19 protein-coding genes are annotated in these 21,099 nt (G+C 60.8%); 8 read left to right on the top strand and 11 right to left on the bottom strand.

What is annotated here, in order from left to right:
* The first annotated feature begins 11 nt into the window (after window positions 1–11).
* A complete protein-coding gene (locus tag AC1DNW_RS33175) occupies window positions 12–776 on the top strand; it encodes a FadR/GntR family transcriptional regulator (protein ID WP_477836957.1) in 765 nt (254 codons plus the stop codon).
* 31 nt (window positions 777–807) lie between these two features.
* Here AC1DNW_RS33175 and AC1DNW_RS33170 read toward each other — a convergent pair whose 3' ends face one another.
* Complete coding sequence (locus tag AC1DNW_RS33170; RefSeq protein WP_113311909.1) at window positions 808–1,695, bottom strand: LysR family transcriptional regulator; 888 nt, start codon at window positions 1,693–1,695, stop codon at window positions 808–810.
* Between the two features lie 78 nt (window positions 1,696–1,773).
* Between AC1DNW_RS33170 and AC1DNW_RS33165 the strand changes: the two genes are divergently transcribed.
* The 3 genes from AC1DNW_RS33165 (at window position 1,774) to AC1DNW_RS33155 (ending at window position 4,540) form a co-directional block, all read left to right on the top strand.
* Window positions 1,774–2,556 (top strand): MBL fold metallo-hydrolase, encoded by a 783-nt coding sequence (locus tag AC1DNW_RS33165; RefSeq protein WP_477855518.1) that lies wholly within the window; start codon window positions 1,774–1,776, stop codon window positions 2,554–2,556.
* A gap of 48 nt (window positions 2,557–2,604) precedes the next feature.
* A complete protein-coding gene (locus tag AC1DNW_RS33160) occupies window positions 2,605–3,318 on the top strand; it encodes an SDR family oxidoreductase (protein ID WP_113311910.1) in 714 nt (237 codons plus the stop codon).
* Window positions 3,319–3,484: 166 nt separating this feature from the next.
* A complete protein-coding gene (locus tag AC1DNW_RS33155) occupies window positions 3,485–4,540 on the top strand; it encodes an NAD(P)H-dependent flavin oxidoreductase (protein ID WP_477855517.1) in 1,056 nt (351 codons plus the stop codon).
* Between the two features lie 132 nt (window positions 4,541–4,672).
* Here AC1DNW_RS33155 and AC1DNW_RS33150 read toward each other — a convergent pair whose 3' ends face one another.
* Window positions 4,673–6,610: a mechanosensitive ion channel family protein gene (locus AC1DNW_RS33150; protein ID WP_113311913.1), complete on the bottom strand. Its 1,938-nt coding sequence runs from the start codon at window positions 6,608–6,610 to the stop codon at window positions 4,673–4,675.
* A 240-nt stretch (window positions 6,611–6,850) separates the two neighbouring features.
* On the opposite strand from AC1DNW_RS33150, the gene AC1DNW_RS33145 reads away from it, so the two are divergent.
* The 3 genes from AC1DNW_RS33145 to AC1DNW_RS33135 all read left to right on the top strand — a co-directional run bounded on the left by AC1DNW_RS33145 (window position 6,851) and on the right by AC1DNW_RS33135 (window position 10,051).
* The gene (locus tag AC1DNW_RS33145; protein ID WP_477855516.1) at window positions 6,851–7,168 is read left to right on the top strand and encodes a hypothetical protein; all 318 of its coding nucleotides are present in this window, start codon (window positions 6,851–6,853) and stop codon (window positions 7,166–7,168) included.
* A gap of 108 nt (window positions 7,169–7,276) precedes the next feature.
* Window positions 7,277–9,016, top strand: a complete 1,740-nt coding sequence (locus AC1DNW_RS33140; protein WP_477855515.1) for a hypothetical protein — start codon at window positions 7,277–7,279, stop codon at window positions 9,014–9,016.
* Window positions 9,017–9,268: 252 nt separating this feature from the next.
* On the top strand, window positions 9,269–10,051 hold the full coding sequence (locus AC1DNW_RS33135) for a DUF481 domain-containing protein (RefSeq protein ID WP_113311916.1): 783 nt from the start codon (window positions 9,269–9,271) through the stop codon (window positions 10,049–10,051).
* A 41-nt stretch (window positions 10,052–10,092) separates the two neighbouring features.
* Here the strand turns inward: AC1DNW_RS33135 and AC1DNW_RS33130 are convergent, their stop codons facing one another.
* Both AC1DNW_RS33130 and AC1DNW_RS33125 read right to left on the bottom strand, forming a co-directional pair.
* Complete coding sequence (locus tag AC1DNW_RS33130; protein WP_477855514.1) at window positions 10,093–11,109, bottom strand: HAD family hydrolase; 1,017 nt, start codon at window positions 11,107–11,109, stop codon at window positions 10,093–10,095.
* On the bottom strand, window positions 11,084–12,118 hold the full coding sequence (locus AC1DNW_RS33125; protein WP_113311917.1) for a formylglycine-generating enzyme family protein: 1,035 nt from the start codon (window positions 12,116–12,118) through the stop codon (window positions 11,084–11,086). Before AC1DNW_RS33125 ends, AC1DNW_RS33130 begins: the two co-directional genes overlap by 26 nt.
* Window positions 12,119–12,292: 174 nt before the next feature.
* Here AC1DNW_RS33125 and AC1DNW_RS33120 point away from each other — a divergent pair, with 174 nt between their 5' ends.
* Window positions 12,293–13,102: a transporter gene (locus tag AC1DNW_RS33120; protein ID WP_477855513.1), complete on the top strand. Its 810-nt coding sequence runs from the start codon at window positions 12,293–12,295 to the stop codon at window positions 13,100–13,102.
* Between the two features lie 18 nt (window positions 13,103–13,120).
* Here the strand turns inward: AC1DNW_RS33120 and AC1DNW_RS33115 are convergent, their stop codons facing one another.
* The 7 genes from AC1DNW_RS33115 to AC1DNW_RS33085 form a co-directional block, all read right to left on the bottom strand.
* On the bottom strand, window positions 13,121–14,419 hold the full coding sequence (locus tag AC1DNW_RS33115; protein ID WP_113311918.1) for a BatD family protein: 1,299 nt from the start codon (window positions 14,417–14,419) through the stop codon (window positions 13,121–13,123).
* A complete protein-coding gene (locus AC1DNW_RS33110; protein WP_113311919.1) occupies window positions 14,416–15,972 on the bottom strand; it encodes a VWA domain-containing protein in 1,557 nt (518 codons plus the stop codon). The genes AC1DNW_RS33115 and AC1DNW_RS33110 overlap by 4 nt, the downstream gene beginning before the upstream one ends.
* Window positions 15,969–16,958 carry a VWA domain-containing protein gene (locus AC1DNW_RS33105; RefSeq protein ID WP_113311920.1) on the bottom strand — a complete coding sequence of 330 codons (990 nt, stop codon included), beginning with the start codon at window positions 16,956–16,958 and terminating at the stop codon, window positions 15,969–15,971. Before AC1DNW_RS33105 ends, AC1DNW_RS33110 begins: the two co-directional genes overlap by 4 nt.
* The gene (locus AC1DNW_RS33100; RefSeq protein WP_113311921.1) at window positions 16,945–17,457 is read right to left on the bottom strand and encodes a DUF4381 domain-containing protein; all 513 of its coding nucleotides are present in this window, start codon (window positions 17,455–17,457) and stop codon (window positions 16,945–16,947) included. The genes AC1DNW_RS33105 and AC1DNW_RS33100 overlap by 14 nt, the downstream gene beginning before the upstream one ends.
* The gene (locus tag AC1DNW_RS33095) at window positions 17,457–18,410 is read right to left on the bottom strand and encodes a DUF58 domain-containing protein (RefSeq protein WP_113311922.1); all 954 of its coding nucleotides are present in this window, start codon (window positions 18,408–18,410) and stop codon (window positions 17,457–17,459) included. The genes AC1DNW_RS33100 and AC1DNW_RS33095 overlap by 1 nt, the downstream gene beginning before the upstream one ends.
* Window positions 18,407–19,384 carry an AAA family ATPase gene (locus AC1DNW_RS33090; RefSeq protein ID WP_113311923.1) on the bottom strand — a complete coding sequence of 326 codons (978 nt, stop codon included), beginning with the start codon at window positions 19,382–19,384 and terminating at the stop codon, window positions 18,407–18,409. Before AC1DNW_RS33090 ends, AC1DNW_RS33095 begins: the two co-directional genes overlap by 4 nt.
* 71 nt (window positions 19,385–19,455) lie before the next feature.
* The gene (locus AC1DNW_RS33085; protein ID WP_113311924.1) at window positions 19,456–21,090 is read right to left on the bottom strand and encodes an arylsulfatase; all 1,635 of its coding nucleotides are present in this window, start codon (window positions 21,088–21,090) and stop codon (window positions 19,456–19,458) included.
* Between the last annotated feature and the right edge of the window lie 9 nt (window positions 21,091–21,099).

Raw genomic sequence — 21,099 nt, 5'->3', positions numbered from 1 at the left:
GGAGAATGAGAGTGGATGAAGCGAATGGCGGATCGGTGAATCCGGAGGCGACGCCTGCAGCCCGGCCGGAGCGCGGCAAGGCTGTGAAGCTGGTCGACCGTGTCTTCGATCAGTTGATGGAGCGCATCCGCGCCGGCAATTATCCGCCGGATTCACGGCTTCCGGGTGAACATGAACTTGCCTCTCTGCTCGGCGTTTCGCGGCCCATCGTGCGCGATGCGTTGGCGCGTCTCAGAGAGCAGGGGATTGTCTATGCAAGGCAGGGGGCCGGTACTTTCGTCAGCGCGCATGGCTCGCCGACAGCGCAGCTTGCCTATTCGCCGGTCAAGACGATTGCCGATATCCAGCGCTGCTACGAATTTCGCCTGACGATCGAGCCGGCTGCCGCCTATTTTGCCGCCAAGCGCCGCGACGATGCTGCGATCCAGAAGATCGCCGCAGCCCTTGCGGATCTGCGCGAAGCAACCAGCCATCAATTGCACCGGGTGGATGCCGATTTCGTCTTCCACCGCGCCGTCACCGAGGCGGCCAACAATCACTATTACACGGCCTCCATGGATGCGCTGAAAGCACATATCGCCGTCGGCATGCATCTGCACGGGCTTTCGCTGCTTGGTCCACGGCCGGGCCTGGAGCAGGTGTTCCAGGAGCATAACGAAATCTATAAAGCGATCGCCGAGGGCAAGGCAGAGCATGCTCGTGACCTGATGCGGGCGCATCTCGAGGGCTCACGGGACCGTCTGTTCGAGGGTCGCGTTCTCGACCTGTCCTTCTGAGAAAGCCTGTTCCGGATGTAAACTTGGGGTTTTATGCCTCGAACAAGGCACGTTCCGTCGCGAATATCTTCGTCAGGTATTCAGCAACGGTCCGGATCGGCAGATCCTTGCGGTGCTGGCGTCGGGTGAGAAGCCAGACTTCCCGCGGTGGCGGGACGGGCTCGAGCGGGCAAGGGTAGAGGCCTCTTTCCGTGCGGCCGATATAATTTGGTAGCAGCGCCAGACCGGCGCCTGACTTGGCAGCCATCGCTTGGGAAACCTGATTGTTGGCACGGAAAGACACGCGGGCCTGCGGGAACTGGCGTGCCAGCCAGATTGCCTCGGGCACATACCCGTTCACCTCGTCAAATCCGACAAAGACGGGTTCCGCTCCGATTTCGACCTGCCGGCAGACCTCCTGCGTTCCGTAAAATCCGTATCCGATCGTCGCAAGCTGTTTGGCAATGAGATCGCCGTCCTGCGGCTTTGTCAGGCGTATGGCGATGTCGGCCTCGTGGCGTTCGAGGCTTATGGTGCGCAGGTCGGTCGCAAGGTCGATATCGAGGCCCGGATATTGTTTGGTGATTTCCGCCAGACGGGGGATCAGGAAGCCTTGCGAGAGCGCGGGCGACGCGTTGACGCGTACCAGGCCTTTCGGCGTGTCATCCTTCCAGCCACGCCCGAGCGTCTGGACTGAGGCTTCCATGTCGCTTGCCGCGGTGAGCGCACGGGTTCCGGCGGGGGTCAGCACATAGCCGTCCGGGCGACGCTCGACCAGTTTTTCGCCGAGCGTTTCCTCCAGTGAATGAAGCCGTCGAGCGATCGTTGCATGGTTGACGCGCAATGTGCGGGCCGCGGCTGACAGGCTGCCGTGCCGTCCTAGTGCGAGGAAGACCCTGATATCCTGCCAGTCTGGCTCTGTGCGTTTTTTATCAGCCATTGGCAAAGAATAGCGAATTTTTCGCAGAAAGGAACGGAACTAAACAGAAGGCGACCTCGAAACAGAAAGGTTGCCGACATGACCTCTTCCCATCTTAATCTCACGCTTATCGGCGGGCCGACCGTGCTTATCGAATATGGCACGCTCCGGCTTCTCACCGATCCGACCTTCGACCCGCCGGGCCTCTACAAGGAAACGCCCGTCCGCTTCGAAAAGACTTCCGGTCCTGCCTTGTCGGTCGAAGACATCGGCCGGCTGGACGCGGTTCTTTTGAGCCACGACCAGCACTTCGACAATCTCGACAGTGCAGGCCGGGCGATGCTTCCTGCCGTTGGCACCACCTTCACGACGAGGGCTGGAGCAGAGCGCCTGGGCGGCAATGCCCTTGGCCTTGCTCCCTTCGAAACCGTCACGCTGGAAGGCGCCGACGGTGAGAAGTTGCTGGTCACTGCAACGCCCGCCCGCCACGGCCCCGTCGGTATCGAGCCGATTTCCGGCGATGTCGTCGGCTTTGCCCTCGGCCGTGAAAAGCCGGGCGACCTGCTGTACGTGACCGGTGACACGGTCTGGTACGAGGGCACGGCCGAGGTCGCCCGGCTCTTTTCTCCCAAAGTCGTGCTGCTGTTTACGGGCGCTGCCGAGCCCCGTGGGCGCTTCCATGTGACGATGGGCAGCGAGGATGCTCTGGAGGCGGCGCATGCCTTCCYGAACGCGCTCCTCGTATCCGCGCATAACGAAGGCTGGGTGCATTTCCGCGAAACGCAGGACCAGCTCGCACATACCTTCTCGGTCTTCAACCTCGAGGAGCGCCTGAAGCTCTTCGAAAAAGGCAAACCGCTCGCCGTCGACCTCACGGCCTGATCACCTCTCAAACACGGCGCAAAGCGCCATCTTCCAAGGAGACATATCATGAGCAATGAACAGAAAGTCGCAATCGTTACCGGTGCCTCGCAGGGCATCGGCGCAGGGATCGTCGAAGCCTATCGCAAGGAAGGCTATGTTGTCGTTGCCAACTCCCGCAACATTCAGCCTTCGTCCGATGCCGGCATTGTCGCAGTACCCGGCAGCATTGGCGAGCGTGGCGTGGCCGAACAGGTCGTTAAGACGGCCATCGAGCGTTTCGGTCGCGTCGATACGCTGATCAACAATGCCGGTATCTTCATCGGCAAGCCGTTCACCGACTACACAGTCGAAGACTTCAACAACGTCATCAATGTCAACGTTGCCGGCTTCTTCCACATCACGCAATTTGCCATTGCCCAGATGCTGAAGCAGGGCCATGGTCACATCGTTCAGATCACGACGGCCCTTGTGGATCAGCCCATCGCCGATGTTCCCTCGGGTCTGGCGACGCTGACCAAGGGCGGTCTCGACGCCGTCACCCGCGGGCTTGCCATCGAATATGCCAAGGGCGGCATTCGCGTAAATGCGGTGGCGCCCGGCATCATCAGGACGCCGATGCATGCGCCGGAAACGCACGCTTTCCTCAGCGCCCTGCATCCGGTCGGCCGGTTGGGCGAGGTGAGCGAAGTCGTCGATGCCGTGCTCTATCTGGAGCGTGCCGGCTTTGTCACCGGCGAGACGTTGAATGTCGATGGCGGCCAGCACGCCGGCCGTTGGTAATTGCTGCAACAGGAGGCAATGGGCGGGGCGCTCGATAGCGCCCGTCCTCAAGGAGAACGACAATGCCTTATGTGAATATCAAAGTGACGCGTGAAGGCACGGCTCCGGGTGCGACAAGGGCCGCCACTCGCTTTATGATCAAGCGGAACGCATGGAGTATCGTGTGATGGGCAACTGGMAGGACAATCGTATCGTCGACCTCTTCGGGATCGAGCTTCCTATTATTCAGGCACCGATGGCGGGTGCGACTACGCCTGAAATGGTAATCGCGGCCAGTGAAGCTGGCGGCCTCGGTTCGCTTCCCGCCGCGCTGCTGACGATCGAACAGACGAAAGCGTCGCTCGATCAGATCCGCTCGGCGACTTCGAAGCCGATCAACATGAATTTCTTCGCACACGCCAATCCAGCGGCAGATCCCGTTGCCCAGATGGCGTGGCGCACCGCTCTTGCGCCCTATTATGTCGAGCTTGGGCTCGATCCTGCAGCACCAGTTCCGGCGGCAGGAAGGGCACCCTTCGACGACAATTATTGTGGCCTCGTCGAAAGCTATCGGCCGGAAGTCGTCAGCTTCCATTTCGGCCTGCCGGGGCCGGAACTGCTGGAGCGCGTGCGACAGACCGGTGCAAAGATCACAGCTTCGGCAACGACGGTCGCAGAGGCACGCTGGCTTGCCGAACGTGGCGTCGATGCCATCATCGCCATGGGGCTGGAAGCCGGCGGGCACCGCGGCAATTTCCTAAGCGACGACATGGCGACACAGGTCGGCACGATGGCCCTTGTGCCGCAGATTGTCGATGCCGTTTCGGTGCCGGTCATTGCTGCGGGTGGTATCAGCGATCGGCGCGGGGTTCGTGCCGCCTTCGTGCTCGGTGCATCCGCCGTTCAGGTAGGCACTGCCTATCTGTTTACGCCGGAAGCCAAGGTTACCGCGTTTCATCGTGAAGCGTTGAAGTCGGCGCGGGATGACAATACGGCCGTCACCAACATCTTCACCGGTCGCCCGGCACGGGGAATCGTCAACCGCATCATGCGGGAGATCGGGCCGCTGGCCAAAGCTGCGCCGGCATTCCCGACCGCAGGCGGGGCGCTTGCGCCGCTGAGGGCGGTGACCGAGAAGGAAAGCAGATCTGATTTCAGCAATATGTGGGCCGGCCAGGCGGCAAGCCTCGCGCGCGAAATGTCTGCAGCTGAACTGACGCGGTATCTTCTCGAGGCGGATTAGAATTGCGCGCTGCTGTCACAAAAACCGCAGCGGTTTTGTGATCGGGCCGAGCCGGGCGTAGAGACAAATGCGTTGCCTGGGTCGCCGTGCACAATGTGGATACGGGTGTCCTTTTCGGCGCCCGGGCGCTTCTCAGCCCTCCGCGCTACCGGCGGCCTTCGCCTGCTGGGCGGTGCGTAGCGTGGTTGCGGCAGCTGCGGCACCGTTCTTGTCATCGCCGCCGACCTGCACCATCGGCTGGGCGAATTCGATGCCGTTGTTCTGGAAGGCTTCGCGGATCATGGCATAGGCCTTGCGGCGGATATAGGTCTGCATGCCGGGCACCGTCGTCATGGCGAAGCTCAGGACGATACCGTAGTCGCCGAATTCCTCGACACCCTTCATCTTGAGCGGTTCGATGAAAAGCGGGCCGACCTCGGCATCTTCTTTCAACTCCGCGCCGATCGTCTTGGTGATCTTGCGGGCCTTGTTGATGTCGGTGTTGTAGGCGACCGAGATGCGGAACTTGTCGATCACCCAGTCGCGGCTCATGTTTTCCACAGCGCCAAGCTCCCCGAACGGAACGGTGAAGACGGGGCCGCGATGGTGGCGCAACCGCACCGAGCGCAGGCTGAAGCCTTCCACCGTTCCCTTGTAGTTTTTCGCCTGAATATATTCGCCGACACGGAAGGCATCATCGAGCATGTAGAAAACGCCGCTGATGACGTCCTTGACGAGGGTCTGCGAGCCGAAGCCGATGGCCACGCCGAAGATGCCCGCGCCGGCGATCAGCGGCCCGATTTCGACTCCGAGCTGCGCCAGCACGATCAGGCCGGCCATCACCGCCACCATGACGGCGAGTGCATTCCGGAAAATCGGCAGCAATGTCCGGAATCGCGCGCGTTTCGCCACTTCGGCAGGGGCGAGACCGGTCGCGTCTGCCGAGGTCGCAATGCTGCGGTCGATCCAGCCCTTGGCAAGCTGCCAGAGGAGATCGGCAATCAGCAGCACGATAACGCCTTTCAGCAATCCATAGAGGACGGCAGCCAACGTCGCATTCTGATTTGCGAGCGAATCGGGACTAAGGCGCCAGACGAGAGCCAGCCAGCCGACGGCGAGCGCAATGATGATTGCCCGGCTGCCGCGGACGAGCAATATGCTCCTGGGGCTTTCTGACGGCGCCGTCGTGAGCGTTGCCGCTGCCGTGCCCGTGGCACGCAACAGACCCGGCAGGACAAGGGCATAGACGCCGAGCCAGAAAAGGCCTTGCAGATCAAGGCACCAGAGGATCCACAACAGGGCGAGGAAGCCGGTGAGGCCTGCCTTTATGAAAATGGATTGGGCCAATGCCGACCAGACTGTTTCGATCGCGAGCGCCAACAGAAGAACCGAGAAGCAGTAGGAGATGGCCTCCGTGACGGCCCGATCGACGCCTAGCGGTGCGCCGAGCGTCGCGGTTGCCGCGGCAAACAATGCAATGCCGACAAAAAGCTGKGCGCGGATGGCGAGCGAGGGGCGGTTGCTTTCCACGAGGTTAATCAAGACAGCGGCGACGCGGTAGGCGATGAAGGCAACCAGATAGGCGAGGAGAACCAGCCGGGCGAGTGGCGGCCATTCAACGGCGAAGAATATGATTGCGACGACCACGGTGAAAACCGCGACCGGAAGAAGGCGGGCGACCGGGCCGATCGACGGGGACCGGGCGCGCCTGAAGAGCCATTCGGCGGCCGCACCTACCGCGACCAAGCCCGCAAAAATCAGGAAAATCGGTGCATATCCGTGTGAGACAGCATCCTGGCGAGCACGTGCGGCCCCTTGGGACATTTCGGAGGGGATACGCGGAACTGCAGCAAGAATACCATCGATGCGCGAGCGCAGCCGCGCTTCCCAAGTCGCAAAGCCCGATGGCTGGGCTGCTGCGGCTGTTGCGTCCTGCTCCTTCTTCCGACTTTCCAGCCAGGTTTGGATCTCGGGATCCTGCAGCAGGCCTATCAGCTGGTCAATCTTCTGCTGGGGCGGTGGTGGCGCGGTTTGCGCCGCCGCCGAGGTCACGACGAGGAAAGCCAGAAGAAATACTGCCAGCCTGATCATTCGCTATGTCTCCCGGCAGAATAGCCGGCCGCAGGAGACGTCGTCACCGATCTGTCCATGCGCCGCTTCCTCCACGGTACAAGGATGAGCACAGCAGGAGCCTCTGCGGGAGTACGTTACGGTAAACTCTGGCGTAAAGGCCGGGGAAGAGACGTAAACGACGGCGCATTTACGGTAACGTACTTCCATCTTCCACCTGTCACTTCATAGTCGGCTGGATGAGCAGGAGGCCGAAATTCCATGGGTGGGAAAGGAGGCATTAACAGCAACGCTACCGAAACCGCACAGCACGGGCTGTGGCGGCTCATGCTGAAATTGCCTGCAATGCGCGGCAGACTGCAGCTTCTCGCATCGAAATCCCGCTCGCTTAACGATCTCTTCGAGGCTTATGAGGAAGCGTGCCTTGCCCTGGAACGCCTCATGCGGCAGCCCGGGGACGAGCATTGTGCGATGGTCGTCGAGTACGAGACCATCTGTGCCGAAATCGAATCCGACATCATCCAATATGTCCTGGAACACCGCCCGAGCTTGCCGGATGGAGGCGCAGACTCACGTTAAAATCGATCGTCCGCTGGTTTTGTTAGCATTTTCAGTTGCAACCTGTTGCTGTCTCGGCGATAAACATCTCTGTTATACTTTAGCCTAATCAGCGCGTACGGGGCGATCATGGGTGCTGAAGTAGTCGAGACCAGGGCATGCGAAGTATCGTTGCCGGAGGCCAGGGCGGAACTCGAACGAATTCTGTCCGATCCGAGATTCCACGCCACGGAACGGCAACGGGCCATTCTCAGATATCTTGCGGAAAGGCGTTTCGCCGGCTGTGAGGAGGGGGTCAAAGCCTATTCCATCGCACTTGATGTTCTCGGGCGAGCGAGCAATTTCGATGCGTCGAACGATCCGATCGTGCGCATCGAGGTGAGCCGGCTGCGTTCGTCGGTCGAGAACTATTATGAAGCCTTCGGTGCCGAGCGGGATGTGACGATCCACATCCCCAAAGGTACTTATGTGACGCTTTTCCCTCGCTCGCACGTGCCCTACGAGGATGACGAGGAAGAGGTGGCGCTGGAAAGCGATCTGCCCGAGACGCCTGATGATCTTCCTGTTTCCCCGGCTGCGGAGGGCCCCGCTGCCGCTTCCGCTTCTGCCTGGCTCCTGATGATCCATACGGGAATGGCGCTGCTGCTCTGCGCGGCGATCGCTGCCGGTGTCGTTTTCTACGCTTCAAAGCCGTCCCTGACAGTACGCCCTTCGGTCGCTCTTTCCATGGACGCGGTTGACACCAGGATGCAAGGAGAGGCCAGCCAGACGCGCGACATGCTGCTGACGGCGCTGACCCAGTTCCAGACGCTGACGGTGGCGAAGGCTGGTTACGCCGGCGTGCGAACCCAGAAAGTTGCAGGGCGGGCCTATGAAATCGACATGAAATACTACGGCGACGGCGATATCAGGAGCGTCTGGTGGCAGATCGTCGACAGCCAGTCCAGCGACGTCCTGAAATCGGGGCTCGAAACGATCGCCATCGACGGAAAGAGTCCGGCAGCGATCCGCCAGGAGATCGTCGATGTTCTTGCTCGCCGCTTTGGCGCTGCGCGTGGGGCGATCAACAATATTGAAACGCATGCCAGCAGTACCGAGTCGCTCGGAAACGCCTGCGTGCTKCGCGCCGAATATCAGGTCGATGATGGCGGATCGGATAATATGACCGCAGTGCGTTCCTGCCTCGAGCGGACGCTCGTCGTCGATCCGAATAATTCCGACGCCAAAGCGCTGCTTGCGCGTGTCCTTATCGCGGGGGAAACAGGGGCCGGAGATGCCGTGGTGCGTGCCCGCGCTCTCGAGCTGGCGAATCGCGCGGTTTCGATCGCCCCCATGTCCGATCGTGCCTATGTGGCGCTGATGATGACGCAATTCGCCGACGGGCGCATCGATGCGGCCCTCCAGGCCGGAAATCGGGCGATCTCGCTCAATCCGAGCAATCCAGATGCGGCGGCAAAGCTTGCCTCGGTGCTGTTTTCAGCCGGTTACTTCGACGCCGGCGTCGCCATGGCGCAGGATGCGGGACGGGCCGTGGATATCGTGCCGCGCGACGCCATGCTTGTTCTTGCCCTGGATGCCTATCGTCGCGGCGAGTGGTCGGAGGCTTCTCTGCTTGCCGAACAGGTCAATTGCACCGACTTCGTCGTGCGTGCCTTGCGGGCGGCAGCACTCGGTCAGCTTGGGTCCGATCAGGCAAAACAGCGGCTTGCCGATGTGCGGGGCCGGGATCCGGATTTCGAGCGCACCTTGAGGCGCAAGCTGGAGGCAAGACGCTTGCAGCCGGTGCTGTCCGCAGAGATCCAGGATGGCCTTACCAAGGCTGGGGCCGTGTTCGCATTCAACGACGTGACCGGAGCCGTGAGCCCATAGATGGGACTAGATGCTTGCTCCTGCTGTCTGCAGAGTTCGTCAATAAGCCGGTCGGCTGGTGGGATGAGAAAATTCGAAGCGCCTCTCCTCTCGGCTTCCATGGCAAAGGCGGCGCAAATTCCGAAAACGATGGGCCCGTTTACGGCATCATTTACGGTGCGGTTTACCGTAACGTACTTCCGTCTAAAGCCGGAGATGTATCCTATCGTTACAGGGGCAATTTAACTTTGTGGGTCATCAGAGAGATATTGGATGCGAACCACCATGCTATTGCTTTCCGCGGTCGTTCTGGCCGCTCCCGCAGTCGTGCAGGCTGCGGATATTGCTCCCGTTCTCGCTCCGCAGCCGAGGCCTGCAGATCCCGATAAATGGACCTTTTCGATATCGCCCTATTTCTGGGCCGCCGGGATCACGGGCGACACCGGCGTTTTCGGCCTTCCGGAGGTTCATGTCGACGAGAGTTTCGGCGATATTCTCTCGGATATCGATTTCGGCTTCATGGCAGCGGGCGATGCCCGTTATGACCGTTTCAGCATCGTGACCGATATTATCTATGCCCGCATAACGACGGACTCGGCGACGCCGCGCGGCGTATTCGCCGACGAGGTCGACCTCAAAACGGAAACCTTCACGGCGATGATCGGTGCGGGTTACTCGGTGATCGACGAGCCCCAGGGTCGCCTCGATGTGATCGGCGGCGTGAAGATCTGGTATACCGAAACGACGATCTCCTTTTCCGGCGGCCCGCTGGGCGGCGTGTCGGGCACTGACGATGCCACCTGGGTCGATGCCATGGCCGGTGTCAGAGGGATGTATTCTATTACGCCTTCGGTCTATCTGACCGGGTGGGGTCTGATCGGCGCCGGCGGTGCCGATCTCGACTGGGATGTCATGGCGGCTATCGGCTACAAATGGAACGACGCCATTTCCGCCGTTGCCGGCTATCGTGCTCTCGGCGTGAACTATAGTAACGATACCTTGACCAACGATATCGTCGAGCATGGCCCGATCCTGGGCGTCGTCTTTCATTTCTGAGATTGTGTGAGGGCGCTCGCGGCAATCGCGCGAGTGCTTCTTCACTGTTCGAAGGCGAAGATCTTTTTCCAGTCGTTTTTCATGTCGACCACCAGCCAATTGCGGCGCTCGGCCTCGTTGAGCGCCTTGTCCAGCTTTCCGAAGGCCGAATCCCGATCATAGGCATATTCGCGCTCGGCATCCGTATGATGGACCAGCATCGCGAAGCCTGGACCTTTGGCCGCTGTCGTCCAGCGCATCATTTCGTAGTCGCCATCCGAATTGCCGGCGACGAAGATCGGCCTGAGGCCGATGAACTTGTTGATGCCGACGGGCTTGCCGGGGCCGTCGTCGATGAAATCGATTTTCGGCAGCCGTCTGAGAACCGGAACGTCGCCGACAAGATCGTATTCCGTTGCAATCGTGCTGCCGACGACCTGTTCGGGCGGGATGCCGTAGATCTGTTCCGTCGCCGGACGCATAAACTCTACGCCGCCGCCCGAGACGATATAGGTCCGGAAGCCGTTGGCGCGCAGATAGTCCAGCAGTTCGCGCATCGGCAGGTAGGTCATCTCGGTATAGGGCTTGCCGGTCTTCGGATGTTTTGATGAGGCGAACCAGTCGGTGACGATCTTGCTGAATTCGTCGGTGGTCATGCCGGCATGCGTTGCCATCATGAGTTCCACCATGCCCTTCTCGCCGCCCTTGGCGATGCCTTTCAGGTCGCCATCGAGAACKCTCTTGAAGGGTTCCCTGGTCTTCCATTCGGGATGCTGCGGCGCGAGCGTCTTGACCCGATCGAGGATAAAGCCGAGCTGGGTATAGAAGGGCTGCTCGGACCAGAGCGTGCCGTCATTGTCGAAAACGGCGATGCGGTCGGCCGGCGCGACATAGCCCTCTCCGCCTTCGGTGACGGTTGCCTTGACGAAATCCATGATGCGGGTTTTGGCAGTCGTATCGTTCCATGAGGGCAGGGGTTCCTGCGCGAGGGCCGGGCTCCATACGGCCGCGATCAGAAGAATGAGTGCGACGGCGAGGGAGGCGAGGCAGGCATCAATGGCTTGAGTGGATCGTCTCATGAACATTCTCCTGCGACGTGGGCTCCTGGGACGCCGGCTCTTGGAACGCTGGTGCTCTCCTGATGCAGCGCAAACCGAGATGGCTCGTCGAGGTATCCTCCGGTTCGGCATGCCGGGCGGCTGGGCGATAGCGCCGGCAGTAATTCGGTGCGCAGAGGTGGGAGCCGCCCTTCAGCACGCGGCGCGGAATGCGGATGCTGGGTTGGCGCGGGTCGTAGCTCGCCTCCACGCCGCCGCCGCGCGGATTATCAGGAATGCAGCAGGCTTTTGCGGCTGGTTCCGGATGGCGATCGGACCAGTAGTCCGTGGTCCATTCCCAGACGTTGCCGATCATGTCGTAGAGGCCGTAGCCGTTCGGCGGGAAGCTGCGTACGGGAGAGGTCCGTTCGTGGCCTTTCGGTTTCGTGGACTTCACCGGGAAGGTACCCTGCCAGGTGTTAGCCATGGGAGCGCCGCCGGGCATCAGTTCGTTACCCCAGGCAAATTCCGCATCGTCGAGGCCACCGCAGGCCGCAAGCTCCCATTCCGCTTCGGTCGGCAGCTCAAGGCCCGCCCAATCCGCATAGGCCTTGGCATCGCACCAGGACACGTGCACGACGGGATGGTCGAGCTTGCCGCGCAGATCGCTCAATCCGCCGAGCGGCCGGCGCCAGTTCGCACCGAATTTGAAGGTCCACCACTGCGTGATATCAGGCCCGCTGACGGTCTTCGGCTGGAAGAAGAGCAGCGATCCCGCACGCAACATCTCGGGTTTGGCGCCGGGGTAATCCTTGGGATCTGGCGTCTTTTCAGCGAAGGTGACATAGCCGGTCGCCTTGACGAATTCCGTGAACCTGCGGTTCGTGACCGGGGTCTCATCGATCCAGAAGCCATCGACCTTCACGGGATGGGCAGGCGCCTCCTCCGGATAGTGATCGTTCGATCCCATCGTAAAGGTCCGGCCAGGAATCCAGATCATGCCTTCAGGGGCCGCGTTCGAGGCATGTGCGTCTTCGAATGCCAGTGCCATCGTCGTCTCCGGAGTGTCGGCTGGGAGCTTCGCGCGTAAGCGAAGGAGACGGAAGTACGTTACGGTAAACGCATTCGAGTGCTGCGTAACGGTGGGCGTAAATTTACCGTAACGTACTTGTTTGCCAGGTCGAGCCTCTGTCTTCTCGTGTCTCACGGGTATCGGAGGGATATGATGAGCCGGTTCAGGTTCGCGTCTTGCCTGCTGGCGCTTTTGCCGGGACTTTTTGGCGCGGCCGATGCCACCGCGCAGGACTCCGAAAGTGATCTTGCCAAGAAGCTCAGCAATCCGGTCGCTTCGCTGATCAGCGTCCCCTTCCAGTTCAACTACGACCGTGGCTTCGGCCCCGAGGACGGCAATCGTGAGACGCTCAATATCCAGCCCGTCATTCCGTTTTCGATCAATGAAGACTGGAACGTCATATCACGCACGATTCTTCCGGTGATCTGGCAGGATGATATCGCCGGCTCCTCCGGCCATCAGTTCGGCATCGGCGATATCACGCAGAGCTTCTTCTTCTCTCCCAAGCAGCCGGGACCTGGTGGACTCATCTGGGGTGTCGGCCCGGCTCTTCTTCTTCCAACGGCGACGGACGAATTGCTGGGCAGCGGCAAATGGGGTGCAGGGCCGACGGCCGTGCTGCTCAAGCAGGAGGGTCCCTGGACCTATGGCATCCTTGCCAATCACATCTGGTCCTTTGCGGGCCAGAGCGACAGAGCGGATGTAAGCTCGACCTTCCTGCAGCCGTTCCTTTCCTATACCACGAAGGATGCCTGGACCTTCACGCTCAACACGGAAAGCACCTATGACTGGGAAGCCAACCAGTGGTCCGTGCCGATCAATCTGCAGGCTTCGAAACTCCTGAAATTTGGACAGCAGCCGGTCAGCCTTTCCGCTGGCGTTCGCTACTGGGCCGATGCGCCCGATAACGGTGCCGAAGGTTGGGCCTTTCGCGCGGGCATGACATTCCTGTTTCCGAAATAGAGGCCGGGTGTAGCGCTGTCAGGCGGGTTCTGTTCCGTCAGCCGCGACCGGATTGAGGGGCGGCAGGCTTGATCGCTTTTTCTCGTCGATCACAGGGCCATGTCGGGCAAGGGCTGTTGCGATTGCCGCCCGATCTATTTTCAGCCCGACCTGCGCTGCAAAGAGCTTGCGTTCCAAAAGATCGGCCTGCTGTTTGAGGACGGGGGAACCCTCCTTTGCCAGCCAATCAGCGATGGTTCGGTATCCGAACTCTGATGCCCAAGCCTGTAGAGCCGCATAGACGGCGGTTTCGTTTCCGGCCTCGATGGTCTGCGTTATTTGGCGAAGCCGGTAGGAACGGGAATTGTGCCAGAGATCCCGGCGTTTCGAGCGCCACGCTGCAAACCGGGGTGCGAGCCAGCGGACAATGAAAACGGCAATCGCAAGTGCCATGGCGATTGCGGCGATGAGCCAGATGCTGCCCTGGCGCGATGAGCTGCCCGCTTCTTCCGAGAGCTGCGGTGCGATTGCCTCTTTGACGGATGCGGGACTGACCGAAACTTTCACGTCAGGAAGTGCTGCTGTTTTTTCCGCTTTGCTGTCCACATCGAACCAGGGATAGGAAACCGCCGGTATGTCGAATGTCCCGGCAGCGGCGGCGGTATAGACGATGGTTTCGGTGCGCCGGCTGGCCGTTTCCCTGTTGATGTCTATGCCGTCCTCGATCTTCGGCGGCTTCACATATTGCTGCAGTCCGGATGTGTGGCCGAGCTCAACCGGCGGGATCATCATCGCCTGTGTGTCCAGGGCCGTGATGGCGATGATGCGGGAAAGCGCATCGCCTGCCTTCAGCTTGGACGGGTCACGATCGAAGGATTGTTCGATCGTCAAGCCATCGGCGGCAAATACTGGCTGGTCGGGAAGGGAGCTGCCGCCAACTTTGAACGAAATGCCTGGGATGGTGACGGTTGCCTTTGTCGGCTTTCCTCCCACCGAATAGCCGAGTTCGATCGGGATATCCGGCAGGGTATAGGGGCCAGACGCTTCCGGCACGACCGCATAGCTGCGGCGGATGCCGGAATATTGTACGCCGTCGATGGTCTGGGTCAGATTGAAGCCGCGCTCGTCCGGCAGGGTGACCATGGCATTCGGAACGGCGAATAAGGGAAACTGCGGCGGCGAGGTGAAGAAGTCCGGCACGAAGACATCGACCGTCAGGCGCAGCTGTTGCCCCGGCACGACGTCACCGTTCCCCTCGATTGCCGCGCGGGCGAATGGTTCGGCAGCCAATGCGTTTCCCAAGATGAACAGCCAAAGCAACAGGGCTGACCGGATCATGGTTTGCCCCCTTTCGCTTCCATCGCGAATTTACGCGCCATCAGGTCGGCCGGGCTCACCTGGATATTCTTCATCCACATTTCCGAGGTCTGCTCGGCGATGCTGATCTGTCCTTCCTTGCCTTGCTTTCCCTTGTCGTCGAACTGGACGCTGTCGGGCTTTTCATTCGGCTCCTGCGGTTGCTCCTGTTCCTTCTCCTGCTGCTTCTTCAAAAGCCTTTCGGCGATCACGAGATCGGCTTGAGCCTCCGGCCAGTCCTTCCGTTTTTCGATTGCTTTCCGATAGGCCGCGACAGCTTCCTCGAACTTGCCGAGATGCAGGAGGGTGTTTCCCTGATTGTACCAGCTTTCAGCCGTATCGACGGCAGCGAAGGCATCAAGCGCATCCTCAAAATGCCCGGTCCTGTAAAGCGCTACACCCTTCCACATAGGATCCTGGAAATGGCCGGCGGCCCCCTCGAAGTCGGCCCGTTCAAAAGCCAGTCGCCCCTGCTGATCCGGCGTCAGCCATAGATCCATGAAGTCAGCCGCCTCGGCCGGGGACGGCGTCAGCAGCCGGATGGCGAGAAGCATGGCGCCGACCTTGACCACCCAGCCGCGCCGGAAGGAGAGAGCAAGCAGCAAGGCGACCGGAGCGACCAGCCACCAGCCGGCATCGCGCCAACGATTGCCTTCTGAGGTCTGTGCATCCGCAAAATTCGTGCTGATGCGCTGGATGATCCAGCGGACGTCGGTATCGTCATTGGTGATCGTGGCGACATCGGCCCCGGTTGCCGACTTCACCTGCTTCAGGGCCTCGACATCGAGTTTAGGCAGGAGGCGCCCGCCGCCGGCATTGGTCAGGAAATTGCCGTCGGCCGTCTTGACTGGCCCACCCTCGGCGGTGCCGATACCGAGAATAACCACCCCGTTGGCATTCGTGGCCTTCAGTGCGTCGAGCCCGGCCGGTTCGATACCATCCGTCAGGAAAAGGATCGTGCCGGCCATCCCCTCCGTCTTGAAGAGGCTGTTCGAAAGTGCAAGCGCGCCTGACGTGTTCTTGCCGGGCTCTGGCATGATGCGCGTCGCCAGCGCATCCGAATAGCTTTCTATAAGGGATGCATCTTCTGTCAGCGGCACGACGAGATGGGCGGTGCCGGCATAGGCGACGATTGCGGTTTTTGCTCCGGGCCGCGCAGCGAGAATATCCTGGATCTTGAGTTTTGCGCGTTCGATGCGGCTGGGGCTGATATCGATCGCATCCATGGTCGGCGAAAGATCGATGGCGATGACAAGGGGCGCTGTATCCTCGACAAAGGGGGGTGCCTCGTGCTGCCATGCCGGGCCTGCTGCGGCAATAGTGCCCAAAGCCAGCAGGCCGGCGAGCAGCCATGATGGATTGATCCGGCCGTGACGGTTTGCCTCGACGATCAGCTTGTCGAGCAGATGCGGCGCGATCATGCCCTTCCAGCGGTCGCGAATATCGTCCGAGCGGGCCGCGAACCAGAGAATAACGAGCGGAACGAGCAGGGCGAGTAACCACCATGGCCGCAGAAAGTGCAGGTCGGTGATCATGCCGCTGCCCTCCGGCGGATCAGACCGAGAGAGCCCGCGAGGAAATAATAGAGAGCGAGAATGACAATCGCCGCGCCGAGCGGCCAATGGAACAGTTCGATACGCGGACGCCAGGACAGCACTTTCTGGTCTTCCGGCGTGATCTGGTCGAGAACGTCGTATATGGTCGCGAGCTGGCTCTGGTCACCGCCGAAGAAATAGCGGCCGCCGGTATCGGCGGCGATCTTCTGGAGTGTCCTTGTATCCAGCTTGTCCTCGCCCATGGCGGCCGGGTCACCGATGCCGATTGCATGGATGACGATGTCATTCTTTCCGGCGATCTCTGCCGCCTTCAACGGCGGCATCTTGCTGGCCGTATCGTTGCCGTCGGTGAGCAGGATCAGCACCTTTTCGGGGGCGGTTGTCTTTTCGAACATTCTGAGCGCCAGGCCGATCGAATCTCCGAGCGATGTTCGCGGACCTGCGATGCCGGGCAGCAGTCCGTTGATCATCAGTCGGACGAGGTCGTGATCCATGGTGAAAGGTGCCAGCGGGTAGGGCGCATCGCCGAAGGCGATCAGGCCAAGCCGGTCACTGGGTCGTTTCGTCACGAAATCGGCGACCACGGTTCGCACGGCGTCGACGCGCGCTCCCAGACTGCCGTCAGGCAATGGAAAATCACGCGTTTCCATGGATTGCGACAGGTCGAGGGCCAGCAGGATATCACGTTGCGGTTCCACCTTTTCGAGCGGCGGCTCGACGAATTGCGGCCGGGCAAGCGCGAGAACGACGAAGCACCAGGCAAGACCTTCGGCAAGGCTCTGATGCCATGTCCGTTTTGGCACTACGGAACCTTCCGTCGGCTGAACCCCTGCCGCATGAGCCACTTGATCGAAAAAGGGCAGGCGGATCGATGCCGACGTTTCCCTGTGCGCCGGCAGCAGCCACCAGACCAGCAGGGGAAGCGGAAGCAGTAGAAGCAGCCATGCATGCTCAAGCTGGTACATGGTGCCCCCTGATCCACCGTCTCGATTTGAGGACGAGCTGGTCGGCAACATCATCAGGAAGTGCCGCAATGGCGGCGTCATCGCGATATTCGAGATCATCGAGGAGGCGGCTAAATGCATTATCCGCTCCGCGGCTGTTCAGACGCCGTGCCCATGCCTGACCGGTAAGGGATGCGACATCGCTCCTTGGTGATGCCGCGAGCGCAGTACGCTTCAGCAGTTCTGTCAGTTCGTGGACGCCCTTTTCGCGATAGATCGGGTTGCGGATGTCTGCCGCGATGCCGTCAAGCAATCGCAGCGCTTCCCGCCGGTAGGCATTGCGGCGATATCGTCTCAGCCAGACAAGGAAAGCTGAGAGCAACAGGATGCCGAGCAAGGCGGCGAGCGCGACCCAGCCCCAGGTCTGCGGCAGCCAGGACACTGGCGGCGGAACCGCGATGTCATGCAAAGAGCGGAGCGCCGTCTCGGTGATGGGATCGAGCTGAATTTTCGGCTCCATCATCGCCTCCGTTGCCGCCAGGTGGATTGTTCGAGCAGGCGGCGAAGCTGTGGAGCAGTCTCCTCTGCCGTAGAGACAGGCAGCATCGGAAGGCCGAGTTCGCGCTGCCAGGCCATCAATTCGCGGCCGCGGTTGCGGGCAAAAGTATCGATGGATTTGCGGACGCCTGCCTCGCTCAGGGACAGTTCCGCCTGCAATCCGCCGCCGCTGACGACGATATTGGCGGCTTTGGGAAGCTCCAGAAGGAAAGGGTCGTAGATCAGCAGGCAGATCACGTCGTTGCGGGTCGAGAGCGCCAGCATCAGATTGCGCGTCGTTTCCCCATGCCCATCAAAATCGCTGATGACGACGACAAGGTGATCGTGATGGGCGATTGCGGCCACGCGCTGCAGTACCGTGTCCAGAGAGGCGGGGGAGGGTATGTCGGTGAACCGCGAATTCAGGGTCTGGTTCTTGGAGGCGATCCTGTCGGCAAGCGCGATGACGGCGTTGCGGCTGCGATATGGCTTGACCTCTTCGATGTCGCCATCGCCAAAGATGAAGCCGCCGACCCGATCGCCCGAGCCGAGAATGCGCCAGGCGCAGAGCATGGCGGCCTCGGCGGCGGTGACGGATTTCATGGCGCGACGGCTGCCGAAGAACATGTTGATCCGCTGGTCGACCACGAGGATCGCCGGCCGCTCCTTCTCCTCGCCATAAATGCGCACGACCGGTTTGTTCGTGCGGGCCGTCACGCGCCAATCGATGGAGCGGATATCGTCACCCGGCAGATATTCCCGCAATTCCTCGAAGATCAGCCCGCGGCCGCGCAGCGCCGATTGCATGCGGCCGGCAAGCTGCTGGTGGCTTTTCGCCTTCTGGATAAAGGTCAGGTTGCGGGCGCGGCCCTCGAGAGCGACGAGCTGTTCCGTCGTGACATGAACACCATCGCTGCTTTTGGCCGCCGCACTCATGAAACCGCAACCAGTTCGGTGATGCGGTCGATCACCTGATTGGCGCTCGTATCGGCCGCATGCGCCTCGTAGGAGAGGATGAGGCGGTGGCGGAAGACATCGTTGACGATGGCCTTCACGTCGTCAGGGGTCACATAATCGCGGCCCTTCAGCCATGCATAGGCGCGCGAGACCTTGTCGAGGCCGATGACGCCACGCGGGCTGACGCCGACCTGCAGGAGCTTCGCCAGATCCTTGTCGTAACGATCCGGATAACGCGTCGCGAAGACGAGAGCGACGATATATTTCTCGACCGGTTCGGAGACCGTCACCGCGCCGATTTCCGTGCGGGCGTCGAAGACGGCCTGCGGGTTCAGGCGCTCGATGGCTGGCGCGGAGCCCTTGTTGTGGGCGGCGTTCTCCTCGTCTCGGTTGAGCCGCATGATCGCGGCTTCCGATTGCTCATCGGGATAGCCGACCTCGACATGCATGAGGAAACGATCGAGCTGCGCTTCCGGCAGGGGATAAGTGCCTTCCTGCTCGATCGGGTTTTGCGTCGCCATGACCATGAAGAGATCAGGCAGCGGATAGCTTTTGCCGCCGACCGTGACCTGCCGTTCCTCCATTGCCTCCAGCAGGGCCGATTGCACCTTGGCGGGCGCGCGGTTGATCTCGTCGGCGAGGATGAGATTGGCGAAGATCGGTCCCTGCTGGAACTTGAACTCGCCCTTGCCGCCTTCGGAGAAGTAAACCTCCGACCCCGTGATATCGGCAGGTAGCAGGTCCGGGGTGAACTGGACGCGAGAAAGCTCTGAATCGAGGTTTTTCGCCAGGCTCTTGATTGCGCGCGTCTTGGCGAGGCCCGGCAGGCCCTCGACCAGCAGATGGCCATTGGCAAGGAGCCCGAGCAGCAAACGCTCGACCATCGTCTCCTGACCGATGATCGATTGGCCGATGCGCTTGCCGAGATCGAGAATATCGTCACGTGCCGTCATGTGCGCTCCGCGGAGTTCGAATTGCAGGCGCGATAGGATTCGCCGCGCCTGTGATCTTTCGACAGGTGGCGCTATTGGGCGCCACTTGGGCTTTGCTCGAGCGATCGCATCAGCGCCTCGACCATCTGGTCGACGCTGAAGCTTGCTGAGCGCTGGCTCGGGGGGAATTCGCGAAAAGTCTGGAGGAACGGCGCTACCCGCCAGACACCGTACTGAATGAGGTAGGCGTTCTTGGCCAGCCAGTCGTAATACTGGTCGGAGACGACATCCGCGCGCTCGTACGGATCCATCCTGAGATTGAAGACCTTTGGTGCGCGCAGGCAAACGAAGGGGTTGGCCCATACTACGAAGCCGCCTGGCTCCCGCTGTTCGCAGAAGACGATTTTCCAGTCGTTGTAGCGATAGGCGACGAGTTGTCCTTCATCGTTGAAGTAGTAGAAATCGTGGCGGTCCGATTTCTGTTCCTGACCCGTCAGATATGGCAACTGGTTATAGCCGTCGAGATGGACCTTGAACTGGTTGCCGCCGATCGTCGTGCCTTTCGCGAGCTTGTCCTTGATGTCGGGGTTGCCGGCCGCCGCAAGCAGCGTCGGGAACCAGTCCAGGCCGGACATCATCTGGTTGGAAACTTCGCCGGGCTTGATGTGTCCTGGCCAGCGAACCAGGGCGGGGACACGGAACGCACCTTCCCAGTTGGTATCCTTCTCGCTGCGGAACGCCGTAGTGGCGGCATCGGGCCAGGACCATTGGTTGGGGCCGTTGTCGGTCGTGTATACCACGATCGTGTTGTCGGCGATGCCGAGATCGTCGAGGGCTTTCAAGAGCTTGCCGACATCGCCGTCGTGCTCGATCATGCCATCCGCATATTCGTTGCCGGGCATGCCGCTCTGGCCCTGCATCGATTCACGCACATGCGTGAAGGCATGCATGCGGGTGGTATTCATCCAGGTGAAGAAGGGTTTGCCCGCCTTGGCCTGCCTGTCCATGAAATCGATCGCCGCTGCGGTCGTCTCGTCGTCGATGGTTTCCATGCGTTTCGTGTTGAGTGCGCCGGTATCCTCGATCTTGCCGTCTGCCGTCGCTTTCAAAACGCCGCGCGGCGAATTCGCGCGCACGAATTCCTGATCGTCCTTCGGATAATAGGGACGTTCTGGCTCTTCTTCGGCATTCAGGTGATAGAGGTTGCCGTAGAACTCGTCGAAACCGTGCTTGATTGGCAGGAATTCGTCGCGGTCGCCGAGATGGTTCTTGCCGAACTGGCCTGTCGTATAACCGAGCGGCTTAAGAGCCTGGGCAATGGTAATGTCTCGCGACTGCAGGCCGACTGTCGCGCCGGGAATCCCGACCTTGCAAAGCCCGGTGCGCAGGCAGACCTGGCCGGTGATGAAGGTGGAGCGGCCCGCCGTGCAGCTGTTCTCGGCATAATAATCCGTGAACATCAGTCCTTCCTTGGCGATACGGTCGATGTTGGGCGTGCGGTAACCCGTGACGCCGAAGGAATAGGCGCTGATATTGGTCTGGCCGACGTCGTCGCCGAAGATGACGAGGATGTTCGGCTTGTCGGGTGTTTCGGGAGAAGCTGGCGCTGCCGGTGCGGTAGGGGCTGCCTCTTGTGCGTAGGCCATCGAAACGAGGGGAGCTGCGGCGAGGCTCATTGCGACTGCCGCGGTTGCCGAAAGAAGTCTCCTGGAGAAGCTGGTGGCCATCACATCTTC

The organism is Rhizobium sp. 05L429, from assembly GCF_056397645.1.
Note: the sequence above shows the minus strand (reverse complement) of the source record. Positions and strands in the feature narration are given on the sequence as shown.